Consider the following 13,457-nt stretch of genomic DNA (forward strand, 5'->3'; position numbering starts at 1 on the left):
AAGATAAAATGAAGTACATTACAAAAGAAGTCAGAATAGGTATTGCAGGTATCGTTGCACTATGTGTGCTTATATATGGAATCAACTGGCTGAAAGGTATACACATGTTTCAGCCTTCCAGCTATTTCTATGCCAAATTTGAAAACGTAAACGGACTCACTAAATCAAGCCCGGTATTTGCCGACGGTGTCCGTGTAGGTATTGTACGTGACATCTATTATGATTATGTCAAACCCGGAAATGTGATTGTTGAAGTAGAACTGGACACTGAGTTGCGGATTCCTAAAGGAAGTACCGCCGAACTCGTATCCGAACTTATGGGAGGCGTACGTATGAATATCCTCCTGGCAAACAACCCACGTGAAAAATATGCCGTAGGAGATACGATCCCCGGCACACTAAACAACGGAATGATGGAAAGCGCAGCACAACTGATACCGAAAGTGGAAGAGATGCTGCCTAAGCTGGACTCTATCCTCATCTCCCTGAACAATATCTTAGCTGACAAGAGCATTCCTGCCACTCTGCACTCAATAGAAAAAACGACCGCCAACCTGGCAGTAGTCAGTTCACAAGTGAAAGGACTAATGAGTAACGATATTCCTCAACTCACAAGTAAACTGAATACCATCGGAGACAACTTTGTGGTCATCAGCGGAAATTTGAAAGAAATAGATTATGCAGCCACTTTCAAAAAAATAGACGAAACACTGGCTAACGTAAAAATACTTACAGAGAAATTAAACAGCAAAGATAACACGCTCGGTCTGCTCTTCAACGACCCGACTTTATACAATAATCTGAACGCTACAACAGAAAATGCAGCTAGCTTATTAGAGGACCTGAAAGAGCACCCGAAACGATACGTTCACTTCTCATTATTCGGCAAGAAAGATAAGTAGCAAATTCTTGTTATATAGATTTCATCTAAATAACAAGGGGCTTTCAAAAGAAAGTAGATTGCTCTTCAAATGTCTATCTATAAACCGAAATAATATTCCCGTACAAACGTACAAAGATGAGAAAAAACGCTAAATTTAAGCATATAAGACATTAATATACAGATACTTATAAAATCGCAAGAGAGGGTAAGCTGACAGTGTCCAACAACAAAAGCATAAGTCATTGAAAGTAAACACATTATTGTTCGCATGAAAAAAACAAGAAAAAACAGATTTGTTTTTTCCGAATAAGATTCCCAATTTTGCAAACGTAGAAGTTTTGCTTAATTAATAAATGTATTAAAAGTTACTATGATTGAATCAAATCATGTCGTACTTTGGAACCGCTGTCTCGACGTAATTAAAGACAATGTTCCTGAGACGACATATAATACTTGGTTTGCCCCTATTGTCCCGTTGAAATATGAGGACAAAACTTTGATCTTACAGATCCCGAGCCAGTTTTTCTACGAAATCCTGGAAGAGAGATTCGTAGATCTAATACGCAAGACATTATATAAGGTCATTGGCGAAGGCACCAAGTTGATGTACAACGTCATGGTGGACAAGACTTCGATTCCGAATCAAACCGTGAATCTCGAAGCAAGCAATCGTTCTACAGCTGTTACCCCTAAAAGTATAATCGGAGGCAACAAAGCTCCCAGCTTCTTACAGGCTCCTGCCGTTCAAGATCTGGACCCGCATTTGAATCCCAATTATAATTTTGAGAACTTCATTGAAGGATACAGCAATAAACTTTCAAGAAGTGTAGCAGAAGCTGTAGCGCAAAAACCGGGAGGGACCGCTTTCAACCCGTTATTCCTTTATGGAGCATCCGGAGTGGGAAAGACACACCTGGCAAACGCAATAGGCACGAAAATCAAAGAAATTTATCCAGAAAAAAGAGTATTGTACGTTTCGGCACATTTGTTCCAGGTACAATATACGGATTCTGTACGTAATAACACGACCAACGACTTTATTAATTTTTATCAGACGATTGATGTATTAATCATTGATGATATTCAGGAGTTTGCCGGTGTCACCAAGACTCAAAACAACTTCTTCCATATCTTCAATCATTTACACCAGAATGGTAAACAGCTCATATTGACTTCGGACCGTGCTCCTGTATTATTGCAGGGTATCGAAGAACGCCTCCTGACCCGTTTCAAATGGGGTATGGTAGCCGAGCTGGAAAAACCGACCGTAGAACTTCGCAAAAACATTCTACGCAACAAGATACACCGCGACGGGTTACAATTCCCGGCAGAAGTGATCGACTATATTGCTGAAAATGTGAATGAAAGTGTACGTGATCTGGAAGGTATCGTCATCGCCATCATGGCCCGTTCTACTATTTTCAACAAGGAAATAGACCTGGATTTGGCACAACACATTGTACATGGCGTGGTTCACAATGAAACGAAAGCTGTCACTATTGATGATATTCTCAAAGTGGTATGCAAACATTTCGACCTGGAGCCGTCTGCCATACATACAAAATCCAGAAAAAGAGAAGTCGTTCAAGCACGACAGATCGCCATGTATCTGGCTAAAAACCACACAGACTTTTCAACTTCTAAGATAGGTAAGTTCATTGGTAACAAAGACCATGCAACCGTACTTCACGCCTGCAAAACCGTAAAAGGACAATTGGAGGTAGACAAGAGCTTTAATGCAGAAGTACAGGAAATAGAGTCGTTACTGAAGAAGAGAAACTAGAATCAAGTATTAGGTATTAAGTATTATCCTAGTAATGTGAAACTGCATTATAAATGCGTGTTTGCATGGACAATACTTAATACCTAATACTTATTTTAAAAACCCTTGTTGGCGGAGTACTTTCAACAAGTTTTCAGACATAAATTCGTTATCTTTCTTTGTATAACGCACATCCGTGAAAACCTGAGCCAATGTTTCTTTTTTATTTTCCTCGATGAACTGCTTATTTTCCGGCAACGATTCTTTGTAGGCATAGAGTTTATCTATCTCTTCCTGTGTATAGTCGTGATATTTTTCGTCATGCACAGCAGCTTCCAAAGGTAGACGGTCGACTTGGGAGGGAATACCATCCGGATAGCCTACCGTTATTGTTGTGAGAGGGAATACCAATTCAGGCAGTTGGAGAGTATCGATAATCATTTGAGGATTATAAGTGGTAGTCCCCAGATAACAAATGCCGAGTCCTACTTCTTCCGCCAGTGTACAGAAAGTCTGCGCAACGAGCAAAGTATCCATAGACGCATTCATAAAAGACATTAAATTATCATAGCCCGGCACAGCTTTCCGTTGTTCACACCATTTACTGAAACGACGGAAATCAGCACAAAAAGTCAATACGACCGGTGCATTTTTTACCATAGGCTGATTGAAATGAGCAGGCGAAAGTTTCTCCTTCATTTCCGCATCACGAGTCACAATTACACTATAAAGTTGCATTCCCCCCATCGTAGAAGCACGGAAAGAGGTTTCGAGCAAATCATTTAACAAACCAGGATTTATATCTTTAGGCAGATATTTCCGGATAGTTCTTCTGTTCTTTACGGTTTCAAACATATCTTTTTTTTGCAAAGATATAAAAAGAAAAAAATATTCTACCACACTAACAGAATAGAATAGTTTTCTTTTTGGAGAACTTTAACCTTTGAACAAAATTCAATTTTAACTGTTTATCAAACACTTAGCATAAACAAATGGAAAACTTGCAACCTGTTAATAAATTATTTCATTTTTATTTTGATAGATGAAAAAACATTCTTAGCTTTGCGGCTGCATTTGTTAACGATAAGTAAACTTCTACACATTACTTATTAAAAACGAGATTTAACACACATTGAATCGTGGAAAAACAAATTTATTCTTACGACGAAGCCTATGAAGAATCTTTACGATATTTTCAAGGCGACGAGCTTGCTGCAAGGGTTTGGGTAAACAAATACGCAGTAAAGGATTCTTTCGGTAATATCTATGAAAAATCTCCGGAAGACATGCATTGGAGAATTGCAAATGAAGTGGCACGCGTAGAATCAAAGTATCCGAATGCGTTGACAGCAAAAGAACTGTATGATTTATTAGATCACTTCAAGTACATCGTCCCCCAAGGTAGCCCGATGACAGGAATCGGTAACGACTATCAGGTTGCTTCACTATCCAATTGCTTCGTTATCGGAGTGGATGGCGCAGCCGACTCTTACGGTGCTATTATCAAAATCGACGAAGAACAGGTGCAACTGATGAAAAGACGCGGTGGTGTAGGTCACGACTTATCACACATCCGTCCGAAAGGTTCTCCCGTTAAAAACTCGGCACTGACTTCTACCGGCCTTGTTCCGTTTATGGAGCGTTATTCGAATTCCACTCGTGAGGTTGCTCAAGACGGACGTCGTGGTGCACTGATGTTGAGTGTATCCATCAAGCATCCGGATTCTGAAGCATTTATCGATGCCAAGATGACTGAAGGTAAAGTGACAGGAGCCAATGTTTCTGTCAAGCTGGACGATGCTTTCATGCAGGCTGCCGTAGACGAAAAGCCGTATGTACAACAATATCCTATTGACTCTGCCAACCCGACATTTACCAAAGAAATCAACGCTTCTACCTTGTGGAAGAAAATCGTTCATAATGCATGGAAATCGGCAGAACCGGGAGTTTTATTCTGGGATACGATTATCCGTGAGTCTGTGCCTGATTGTTATGCAGATCTGGGTTACAGAACTGTATCTACCAACCCATGCGGAGAAATTCCTCTATGTCCTTACGATTCATGCCGTCTATTGGCTATCAATCTATATTCCTATGTAGTGAATCCGTTCAAACCGGATGCATCTTTTGATTTTGATCTGTTCCAGAAACACGTGGCTCTTGCTCAACGTATCATGGACGATATCATCGACCTCGAACTCGAGAAGATCGAACGTATCATGACCAAGATTGACGAAGATCCGGAAAATGAAGAAGTAAAACATGCAGAACGCGCACTTTGGGAGAAAATCTACAAGAAGAGCGGACAAGGTCGCCGTACCGGTGTAGGTATCACTGCAGAAGGTGACATGCTTGCTGCATTGGGATTGCGTTACGGAACGGAAGAAGCGACAGAATTCTCTGAAAAAGTACACAAGACAGTCGCCCTCGGCGCATACCGTTCTTCAGTGGAAATGGCCAAAGAACGTGGTGCTTTCGAAATATACAATAGCGAACGTGAACAGAACAACCCGTTCATCCAACGTCTGGCAGCAGCCGACCCGAAACTGTATGAGGATATGAAGAAATACGGTCGCCGTAACATTGCCTGCCTGACAATTGCTCCAACCGGAACGACCAGTTTAATGACACAGACTACTTCGGGTATTGAACCTGTATTCCTGCCTGTTTACAAACGCAGAAGAAAGGTAAACCCGAACGATACGAATGTACATGTAGATTTTGTAGACGAAACAGGAGATGCATTCGAAGAGTATATCGTATTCCATCATAAGTTTGTGACCTGGATGGAAGCTAACGGATACGATCCGGCCAGACGCTACTCTCAAGAAGAAATTGACGAACTGGTTGCCAAATCTCCTTATTATAAAGCAACTTCCAACGACGTCGACTGGTTGATGAAAGTGAAGATGCAGGGAAGAATCCAGAAATGGGTAGACCACTCCATCAGCGTAACAATCAATCTGCCAAACGATGTAGACGAGGATTTAGTAAACCGTCTGTATGTAGAAGCATGGAAATCCGGCTGTAAAGGCTGTACCGTATATCGCGACGGTTCACGCTCTGGAGTTTTGATTTCCACTAAATCGGATAAGGAAAAGAAAGAAGACCTTCCTCCTTGCAAACCGCCTACGGTTGTAGAGGTACGTCCGAGAATATTGGAAGCAGATGTTGTCCGTTTCCAGAACAACAAAGAAAAATGGGTAGCTTTTGTCGGATTATTAGATGGGCACCCTTATGAAATATTCACAGGTTTGCAAGATGATGATGAAGGTATCTTGTTGCCTAAGAGCGTGACTTGCGGACGTATCATCAAAAATGTAGATGAAGACGGTACCAAACGTTACGACTTCCAATTCGAGAACAAACGCGGATATAAGACGACCATTGAAGGATTGTCAGAGAAGTTCAACAAAGAATACTGGAACTATGCAAAATTGATTTCCGGCGTGCTTCGCTACCGGATGCCGATTGAACAGGTTATCAAACTGGTTGGCTCTCTCCAATTAAACAGTGAAAGTATCAACACTTGGAAAAACGGTGTGGAACGTGCATTGAAGAAGTATATTCAGGATGGAACAGAAGCCAAAGGTAAGAAATGCCCGAACTGCGGTAATGAGACATTGGTTTATCAGGAAGGCTGTCTGATTTGTACAACTTGCGGTGCTTCCAGGTGTGGATAATAGTCCTACGTATGTTAATTAATATATAAACAAAAGATTAAAAGGAGTCCGGTGCGGCTCCTTTTATTTTTTATTCAAAAAAATGTCTTATACTTGCAGTGTCTTACATATACAATTAAAATCTAATATATATGATTCTATCATTTAATATTGAATACCGCACCAACTGGGGAGAAGAAGTAAGGATTTCCGGCTTATTTCCGGAATCAATTCCTTTACACACCACTGATGGTATCTATTGGACGGCAGAAGTTGAGCTTGAAATCCCGCATGAAGGGATGATTATCAATTATAACTATCAGATAGAACAAAACGGAATAGTTATCCGCAGGGAATGGGACAGTTTTCCGAGATCTATTTGCCTATCGGGCACTTCCAAGAAGATATACAGAATCAATGATTGCTGGAAAAACATCCCGGAACAATCGTATCTGTATAGTTCAGCTTTTACAGAAGCTTTACTGGCACATCCCGAGAGAGAGAGTATCCCGCAAAGTTATAAAAAGGGACTGGTTATCAAAGCCTATGCTCCACATATCAATAAAGATTATTGTCTGGCGATCTGTGGTAACCAGAAATCATTAGGCCACTGGGACCCGGAGAAAGCGGTTCTAATGAGTGATGCCAATTTCCCGGAGTGGCAGATAGAGCTGGATGCCAGCAAACTAAAATACCCGCTGGAATACAAATTCATCCTCTACAACAAACAAGAAAAGAAAGCGGACTGCTGGGAGAAAAACCCCAACCGTTATCTGGCAGACCCGGAACTGAAGACAAACGAAACGCTCGTGATCTCCGACCGGTATGCCTATTTCGACATTCCTGCCTGGAAAGGCGCAGGAATCGCTATACCTGTATTCTCCTTAAAATCGGAGAAAAGTTTTGGAGTAGGTGATTTTGGTGACTTGAAACGTATGATCGACTGGGCAGTGAGCACCCATCAGAAAGTTATTCAGATTTTACCGGTCAACGACACCACCATGACTCATGCATGGATCGACTCTTACCCCTATAACAGTATTTCCATTTATGCTTTCCACCCGATGTATGCGGATATCAAGCAAATGGGAACTCTGAAAGATAAAGAAGCCGTATCAAAATTTAGCAAAAAGCAAAAGGAGCTGAACAGCCTGCCTGCCATTGACTACGAAGCAGTCAACCAGACTAAATGGGAGTTTTTCAACTTACTATTCCGGCAGGAAGGAGAAAAGGTTTTGGCCTCCAAAGGTTTCAAAGACTTCTTTGAAGCCAACAAAGAATGGTTGCAACCCTATGCAGTCTTCAGTTATCTGCGCGACGCCTACAAAACGCCCAATTTCCGTAAATGGCCACGACACTCTGTTTATAATGCGGAAGATATAGAAAAAATGTGCCAGCCGGAAACTGTAGACTATCCTCATATCTCATTGTATTACTATATTCAGTATCACCTGCACCTGCAATTACTGTCTGCAACCGAATATGCCCGTCAACACGGTGTCGTATTAAAAGGAGATATTCCAATCGGTATCAGCCGCAATAGTGTGGAAGCCTGGACAGAGCCTCATTACTTCAATCTCAACGGACAAGCAGGTGCTCCACCCGATGATTTCTCCATCAACGGGCAAAACTGGGGATTTCCTACATATAACTGGGATGTCATGGAAAAAGACGGCTACCGCTGGTGGATGAAACGTTTTCAGAAAATGGCAGAATACTTTGATGCCTATCGGATCGATCATATCCTCGGTTTTTTCCGTATCTGGGAAATACCGATGCACGCCGTACACGGATTGTTAGGTCAGTTCGATCCTTCCCTCCCTATGAGCCGGGAAGAAATCGAAAGTTATGGTTTCACATTCCGGGATGAATACCTGCTCCCATCTATTCATGAATCTTTCCTTGGACAGTTGTTCGGACCACATACCAATTTAGTAAAACAGGACTTTCTTCAATTAGTTGACGACTCCGGTACCTATCGGATGAAACCGGGATTTGAGACACAAAGGGAAGTAGAACAATTCTTTGCCGGCAGAAACGATGAAGATAGTATCTGGATTCGGGAAGGGCTTTATTCGTTAATCAGTAATGTTTTATTTGTTGCGGACAAAAAGGAGGAAGGGAAATTCCACCCTCGCATCGGCGTACAGCGGGATTTTGTATTCCGATTGCTAAACGAAGAAGAAAAGAATGCTTTTAACAAGCTATACGACCAGTATTATTATCACCGGCACAATGAGTTCTGGTATCAACAGGCTATGAAGAAATTGCCCCAGCTGACACAATCAACCCGTATGTTGGTTTGTGGAGAAGATCTGGGAATGATTCCTGCTTGTGTATCGTCAGTGATGAATGATCTCCGTATTCTTAGTTTGGAAATTCAGCGGATGCCTAAAAATCCGATGTATGAATTCGGGCATTTAAATGAGTACCCATACCGGTCTGTCTGCACAATCTCCACCCACGATATGTCTACCCTGCGTGGCTGGTGGGAAGAAGATTACCAACAGACCCAACGTTACTATAATGCAACGTTAGGACACTACGGCGCCGCACCAACCACTGCTACTCCGGAGTTGTGCGAGGAAATTGTACGCAATCATCTCAACAGTAATTCTATTCTCTGTATCTTATCTTTCCAAGATTGGTTATCAATAGACGAGAAATGGAGAAATCCGAATGTGGCGGAAGAGCGGATTAATGTTCCATCAAATCCACGAAATTATTGGCGATACCGGATGCACCTCACATTGGAACAGTTGATGAAAGCAAAAACACTCAATGATAAGATTTGTGAACTGATAAAAAACACAGGAAGAGATCCGAATAAATAAGATAAAAGACACTAACTCTTTTTAAAGGATATTTTCCGGACACTACTGACGCGGATAACACTAGATTAAGAACTCTAAAATCAATGTTATCCGCGTCATTCGTTTTTTAAAGATATATTGCCAATAGAGGTAAAATAAGGAATTTCAAAACACAGCCAACGTTTTTTTTCGCAATAACAGTATTGCCTTATATCATACTTTTTCGCTTTGCGTATCATTCGTTTATTTTTTCAATCTTCCTCTTTTTATTCCAATTTATGAAGTATCTTTGCGCCGAAAAAGTGAAATTGAAAAGAGATAATGGAAGGCAACCAAAGCAGACGTATTGATTTCGTGGACTTAACCAAAGGAGTCTGCATCATCCTTGTAGTAATAGCGCACGTTGGAGGAGCCTTCGAACAGCTGGATACCAATTCCATGCTCTCCTGTTTTCGCATGCCGCTTTATTTCTTTATCTCCGGAGTATTTTTCAAATCATACGAAGGCTTGTTCGGATTTATCCTACGGAAAATAAACAAGTTGATTATCCCTTTTCTTTTCTTCTATCTAAGCGCATTTCTAATGAAATATATCGTTTGGAAAATAGCACCCGGGGTATTTCAACTGCCTGTATCATGGAATGAGCTCCTGGTAGTGTTTCATGGACATGACCTTATCAAGTTCAATCCTCCGATTTGGTTTCTACTTGCACTATTCAACTGCAATATCCTGTTTTATCTGATCCACTTTCTGCGTGAGAAACACCTGCCTATCATGTTTGCTGTCACACTCCTGATTGGTTGCACAGGATTTTATCTCGGAAAGTTACAGATAGAGTTGCCTTTGTATATAGATGTTTCCATGACCGCCCTCCCTTTCTATGTAGCCGGTTTCTGGATTCGGCGGTATAACTTTTTTCTGTATCCCAGTCATCGTTTCGACAAGTTGATCCCGGTTTTCATTCTGTTGGCACTGGTAGTCATGTACTTTACCGCTACCACATTGGGTATGCGCACCAACAACTATGCGGGAAATATTTTTCAAGTATACATCGCTGCATTTGCAGGAATATTTATGATTATGTTACTTTGCAAAAAAGTGAAGAAAATAAAGGTTATCTCTTACTTAGGGCGATATTCGATCATCACCTTGAGTATTCATGGACCGATACTTCATTTTTTAGGTCCATTGGTCAGCCGTTATATTCACAATAGTTGGGCACAGGCAAGTGTACTTTTGCTTATAACACTAAGCATCTGCATTCTGCTCACCCCCGTCTTTCTAAAAGTGATTCCACAAATGGTTGCACAGAAAGACCTGTTAAAAGTCAAACAAGATCACATTAAAAAGACAGTATATGAAGATAAACAGTAGCTATATTCTTTTGAAAGAAATTCGTTGTTACGCCTATCATGGAGTTGCACCGCAAGAAAATCTGATTGGAAATGAATATATCATTGACCTGAAACTGAAAGTGGACATCAGCAAAGCTACCCGGACAGACGAAGTTGCCGACACCGTCAACTACGCCGAAGTACATCAGGTGATAAAAAATGAAATGGCTGTTCCCTCAAAATTGCTGGAACACGTTAGCGGACGGATTATACAAAAACTCTTTGACCAATTCCCCTGTATTGAAGAAATCGAGCTCCGGCTTTCCAAACGAAACCCACCGATGGGAGCAGATATAGAGTCCGCAGGAATTGAGCTACACTGCAGCAGGAAATAAGATATCACAGTTGGAAATGAAACATAAATGACGAAATGCAGATAATACGATATTAATAAAGTAATCCGTATCATCTGCATTCCTTTTTTAAGCAAGATCTGCTTCTATTTTCACAGCCGTAAACTACCGGCTTATTTTCTCTTCTTTTTTCTTCTATTTACTGATTCTACAGCCTCCGTCACCACAGGTTTATCCTGGAAACGTTTCGTATAACTGGAATAGTCCGGATGAATGCGCTCATAGTCAGGATCCATAAATAACGGACTGGAAATAATATGATCCGCCGTAGAACGATTACAGCAAAAAACAATATTTTCTACACCAGCCAAGCGGGTTAATGCTTTCACATCCGTATCATGCGGTTGCAATGTCATAGGGTCAGTGAAGAAAAACAGATAGTCAATCTGTCCATCCACAATACGTGATCCCATTTGTTGGTCACCACCCAGCGGACCTGATTTTAAAATCGTAAAGTCCCATTCTTCATCAGGGTGCTTCTCTTTTAATGCTTCCAATATCAAAGTACCGGTAGTACCGGTACAATAGAATTTATTTCCCATCAACAGTTCCGAGTTCCACAGTACCCATTCGATGAGGTCTTTTTTCATTGCATCATGCGCTACCAGCCCGATGCCTCTTCTAACCTTTGCTTTCATTTGCTATCCTTTTAAATCCGACAATTGAGAGAATCTTTTGCATCCTCTCGCATAAAACTGCCACAAGATACTACTTTTTGTCCGTTCAGGTATCGGATTCAAAGTTTTTTTTCTCATATTCTCTTCACGGGATAAAGAAAATGAAGGACGTAGCTGTTGGTACTCTTTCCGTGCACGCATGACGGCACGAGCATTGTCCCAATGTCCTTGCAACAAGAAATTAAACGCTGCCACATAATCGAGACAGGCCCGGATACGCATCACTTTATTTAACTCCTCCTGTGGAAGATTCTTATAGAGCATGACAAGATTATTACGGAAATTAAGAAAAGTCTTATGAGGATTCTCTTTTTTAAGAGTAGCTCCCCCCACATGATAGACAACACTTTGAGGCACACAAACAATCTCACGTCCTCGTGAACGGAGTCGCCAGCACAAATCTATTTCCTCCATGTGTGCAAAAAAACATCCATCCAATCCTCCGGCATTCATATAATCAGCGCGTCGGATAAACAGGGCGGCTCCTGTCGCCCAGAAAACAGGAATTACTGTATCGTACTGACCTTCATCTTTCTCCACAACGCCCATTATACGTCCCCGACAGAAAGGATAACCGTATTTATCAATAAAACCACCGGCTGCCCCGGCATATTCGAAATATTCTTTTTGTCGCTGGCTACGTATCTTCGGCTGACAGGCAGCCACCTCCGGGTGAGCATCCAGATAAGCAACCATTGGTTCCAGCCAATGCTCCGTCACCTCGACATCCGAATTCAAAAGCACTACATATTCTGCATCTACCTGCTGTAATGCCAAATTGTATCCGTCTGCAAAACCATAATTCTGATCGAGCACAATCGTCCTGACAGAAGGAAATTCCTGTTGAAGCAAAGCCACAGAATCGTCCGTAGAACCATTATCAGCCACACAAACCTCTAGCCCCTCTCCTTTCGAATAGCGGACAACAGACGGAAGAAAAGTACGGAGCATATCACATCCGTTCCAATTCAAGATTACAACTGAAACTTTCATTGCTGTTCTTTCTTCTTGTTCAATTCTTCCTGTTGTTCAGCTTCCTCTCTGGTTAATTTCCAGCGTTTATGAGACCACAACCAGTATGCCGGTTCTCTACGAATCGTCTGCTCCAATTGATGAGCAAACATTTCAGTAATTTCTCCTTCCTTTGTTTCTTTCGGCGTCTCCGTCATTAGTTTGAATTCCGCTTCACAATATCCTCTGCGTCTCTTACTAAGTTCGCAATAGAAAACAGGAAAATTCATCATTTTGGCAATGCGCTCGGCACCATTCAGAAAAGCAGTCTCCTGCCCTAAAAAAGTAGTCCAATATCTATCAAATCCGCTGGGCCATTGGTCGGTAATCAGACCAACTACCATCTTTTTCCCATCACGCTTCAACTTAATAATTTCGCGTGCAGTAGAATGTTTGGGAATATTATATCCTCCGAAACGAGAGCGGATACGTTTAAAAAGTTTATCCAGATATTGATTTCTCAACGGTTTATAAACCTGCACAGGAACATCTCCGGGTTTCATGATTGCACCCATGCCAATCAACCATTCATAATTGGCATAATGAGGAATCATCACAATAATACCTCCGTACTTTTCGGTCAGTTCCAGATATTGTTCCGTATTCTTATAAGTCATTCTCACACAAAGCTCTTCGGCAGACATATGCAACAGTTTCAAATCCTCAAGCATATAATCCGACAGATAGCGATAGAATTTGCGCTCTATCTGCAATCTCTCTGCATCAGTTTTTTCCGGAAATGATCTCAACAGGTTCCCCCGAACTACTTTCCGGCGATATTTTCCAATATGATACATCAACAGATAATTCAAATCCGAGAACATATACAAAACCCGGAACGGAAGTGCCGAAAACAACCACATCCCACTATATACCAACCAGTAGATAAGTTTTGATCCCAT

At 41.4% G+C, this 13,457-nt stretch carries 10 protein-coding genes; 6 read left to right on the top strand and 4 right to left on the bottom strand.

From position 1 onward, the window contains the following. Positions 1-8 precede the first annotated feature (8 nt). Positions 9-902 carry an MlaD family protein gene (locus DXB58_RS07245; RefSeq protein WP_122136385.1) on the top strand — a complete coding sequence of 298 codons (894 nt, stop codon included), beginning with the start codon at positions 9-11 and terminating at the stop codon, positions 900-902. 351 nt (positions 903-1,253) lie between these two features. Further along, positions 1,254-2,666, top strand: a complete 1,413-nt coding sequence (dnaA, locus tag DXB58_RS07255; protein ID WP_008998903.1) for a chromosomal replication initiator protein DnaA — start codon at positions 1,254-1,256, stop codon at positions 2,664-2,666. A gap of 90 nt (positions 2,667-2,756) precedes the next feature. Here dnaA and DXB58_RS07260 read toward each other — a convergent pair whose 3' ends face one another. Next, positions 2,757-3,500 (bottom strand): NADPH-dependent oxidoreductase, encoded by a 744-nt coding sequence (locus DXB58_RS07260; RefSeq protein WP_122136387.1) that lies wholly within the window; start codon positions 3,498-3,500, stop codon positions 2,757-2,759. A 284-nt stretch (positions 3,501-3,784) separates the two neighbouring features. Here DXB58_RS07260 and DXB58_RS07265 point away from each other — a divergent pair, with 284 nt between their 5' ends. The 4 genes from DXB58_RS07265 to folB all read left to right on the top strand — a co-directional run bounded on the left by DXB58_RS07265 (position 3,785) and on the right by folB (position 10,849). After that, on the top strand, positions 3,785-6,328 hold the full coding sequence (locus tag DXB58_RS07265) for an adenosylcobalamin-dependent ribonucleoside-diphosphate reductase (RefSeq protein WP_120079318.1): 2,544 nt from the start codon (positions 3,785-3,787) through the stop codon (positions 6,326-6,328). A 131-nt stretch (positions 6,329-6,459) separates the two neighbouring features. Further along, positions 6,460-9,141, top strand: coding sequence for a 4-alpha-glucanotransferase (locus tag DXB58_RS07270; protein ID WP_122136388.1), 2,682 nt, complete (start codon positions 6,460-6,462; stop codon positions 9,139-9,141). Between the two features lie 300 nt (positions 9,142-9,441). Next, on the top strand, positions 9,442-10,494 hold the full coding sequence (locus tag DXB58_RS07275) for an acyltransferase family protein (protein ID WP_122136389.1): 1,053 nt from the start codon (positions 9,442-9,444) through the stop codon (positions 10,492-10,494). Next, a complete protein-coding gene (gene folB / locus DXB58_RS07280; protein ID WP_004326209.1) occupies positions 10,478-10,849 on the top strand; it encodes a dihydroneopterin aldolase in 372 nt (123 codons plus the stop codon). Before DXB58_RS07275 ends, folB begins: the two co-directional genes overlap by 17 nt. A 131-nt stretch (positions 10,850-10,980) precedes the next feature. Here the strand turns inward: folB and DXB58_RS07285 are convergent, their stop codons facing one another. Genes DXB58_RS07285 through DXB58_RS07295 form a run of 3 tightly spaced genes read right to left on the bottom strand, consistent with a single transcriptional unit; the run spans position 10,981 to position 13,457 of the window. Beyond that, the gene (locus DXB58_RS07285) at positions 10,981-11,505 is read right to left on the bottom strand and encodes a methylglyoxal synthase (protein ID WP_004326210.1); all 525 of its coding nucleotides are present in this window, start codon (positions 11,503-11,505) and stop codon (positions 10,981-10,983) included. Between the two features lie 3 nt (positions 11,506-11,508). Further along, on the bottom strand, positions 11,509-12,537 hold the full coding sequence (locus tag DXB58_RS07290; protein ID WP_122136390.1) for a glycosyltransferase family 2 protein: 1,029 nt from the start codon (positions 12,535-12,537) through the stop codon (positions 11,509-11,511). Further along, positions 12,534-13,457 carry a lysophospholipid acyltransferase family protein gene (locus DXB58_RS07295; protein ID WP_122136391.1) on the bottom strand — a complete coding sequence of 308 codons (924 nt, stop codon included), beginning with the start codon at positions 13,455-13,457 and terminating at the stop codon, positions 12,534-12,536. Before DXB58_RS07295 ends, DXB58_RS07290 begins: the two co-directional genes overlap by 4 nt.

This window comes from Bacteroides sp. OM05-10AA, assembly GCF_003439055.1.
Lineage (GTDB): Bacteria > Bacteroidota > Bacteroidia > Bacteroidales > Bacteroidaceae > Bacteroides > Bacteroides intestinigallinarum.